A 1423-nucleotide genomic window follows, 5' to 3' on the forward strand; every position below is an offset into this window, starting at 1 on the left:
GTTAGCGTCCGCGCTCGTGGTGTAATTTTCGGTGGAGATTTAGGTGCTGCTGGTGGTGGGGCATGCCCCACCACCAGCAGTTTCGATCTCGGTGGCCACCGGGCTCATCGGTAAGGTGGAGTTTCCACACGTCACACCCACCCGAGGAGTTGATCCCGATGACCGAAGACAGACTACCGCTTGCCGAGCTGATGGCGAAGACCGGAGACAGCGATTTCCTGCGCAGCATTGCCGAGAGCGTGCTGCAGCTGATCATGGAGGCCGATGTCGACGGCGTGATCGGCGCCGGCCGACACGAGCGATCCGGCGACCGCACGACCTGGCGTAACGGCTACCGAGAGCGCAGCCTCGACACCCGGCTCGGCACGCTCAACCTGAAGATCCCCAAGCTCAGGACCGGGGCCTACTTCCCTGGCTTCCTGGAACCCAGGAAGACCGTCGAGAAGGCGCTGGTCTCGGTGATCCAGGAAGCATGGATCGCCGGCGTCAGCACCCGGCGCGTCGACGAGCTGGTTCAGGCCATGGGCATGACCGGCATCTCCAAGTCTTCGGTCTCGAAGCTGTGCAAGGACATCGACGAACGCGTGCACGCCTTCCTCAAGCGGCCGCTGGCGGGCGACTGGCCTTACCTCTGGCTGGACGCGACCTACCTCAAGGTCCGCGAGGGCGGCCGTATCGTCAGTGTCGCGGCGATAATAGCGGTCGCGGTCAACACCGAGGGCAAGCGCGAGATCGTCGGCCTGCACATCGGTCCCAGCGAGGCCGAGCCGTTCTGGTCGAGCTTCCTCAAGGACCTGGCCCGCCGCGGCCTCAAGGGAGTGAAGCTGGTCATCTCCGATGCCCACGAGGGGCTCAAGGCGGCGATCACCCGCGTGCTCGGCGCCACCTGGCAGCGCTGCCGCGTCCACTTCATGCGCAACGCACTGGCCTACGTGCCCAAGGGGCAGAACACCGTGGTCGCCGCCGCCATCCGGCAGGTCTTCCTCCAGCCCGATCATGCGGCCGCTACCCAGGTCTGGCGCCAGGTCGCCGACCAACTGCGCACCCGCTGGCCGAAGCTGGGAACCTGCATGGACGACGCCGAGCACGATGTCCTGGCCTACATGACCTTCCCCGAGCAGCACCGGGTCAAGCTGCACAGCACCAATCCGCTGGAGCGCCTGAACAAGGAGGTGAAGCGCCGTGCTGACGTCGTCGGTATCTTCCCCAACGAGGACAGCATCATCCGACTCGTCGGCGCCGTCCTGCTCGAGCAGAATGACGAGTGGCAGCTCCAGCACCGCTACATGCAGATCGAGGGCATGGCAGCCCTTGCCACACCAATGATCGAGGAGGCTCAGCCGCTACAGATTACACCCAAGGCCGCCTGACCATGCAGCCCGGTGACCACACCCCAAATTACACCTCATTGACGGACGTGACC

General features: G+C 64.8%; 1 protein-coding gene. It reads left to right on the plus strand.

Features of this window, described 5'->3' with window-relative positions; translation table 11 throughout:
* Positions 1-158: 158 nt before the first annotated feature.
* Positions 159-1370, plus strand: a complete 1212-nt coding sequence (locus AX725_RS07680) for an IS256 family transposase (RefSeq protein ID WP_058456888.1) — start codon at positions 159-161, stop codon at positions 1368-1370.
* The last annotated feature ends 53 nt before the right edge of the window (positions 1371-1423 follow it).

This window comes from Blastomonas sp. CCH9-A1 (assembly GCF_001557175.1).
GTDB lineage: Bacteria > Pseudomonadota > Alphaproteobacteria > Sphingomonadales > Sphingomonadaceae > Blastomonas > Blastomonas delafieldii_A.

What these genes read in the sequence shown, in the direction of transcription:
- AX725_RS07680 (WP_058456888.1), top strand. Translation starts at nt 159, where the DNA reads ATGACCGAAGACAGACTACCGCTTGCCGAGCTGATGGCGAAGACCGGA.